Genomic DNA, 287 nt, shown 5'->3' with positions numbered 1-287 from the left:
GCTGGAGATCGAAGATCTGCTAGGGAGAGAAGCGGTCGCGCCACGGCAGGAGTTGCTCGACAAGGCGATGCGTAAAAAGGTGGTTATGGTCACGGGTGCTGGTGGCTCGATCGGCGGCGAGTTGTGCCGCCAGATTCTACGCAACGAGCCTTCCACCCTGATCCTCCTCGATCAGAACGAGTTTGCGCTTTATAATATCCATGCCGAATTGCAGAAGCTGGCCGAGCTGTACAGACAAGAAGATCTGCAGATCGTCCCAATTCTTTGTTCCGTTCGCGACCAGGATC

The 287-nt window shown here is 55.4% G+C and carries 1 protein-coding gene; it reads left to right on the top strand.

From position 1 onward, the window contains the following. Nucleotides 1–287 (top strand): polysaccharide biosynthesis protein (locus AF337_RS18515; RefSeq protein WP_160320327.1); only part of this gene is annotated, 287 nt, incomplete at both ends.

It is taken from the genome of Rhizobium ecuadorense, from assembly GCF_001187535.1.
In the GTDB taxonomy this organism is placed as follows: Bacteria; Pseudomonadota; Alphaproteobacteria; order Rhizobiales; family Rhizobiaceae; genus Rhizobium; species Rhizobium ecuadorense.
This window is presented reverse-complemented; position numbering and strand designations above follow the sequence as displayed.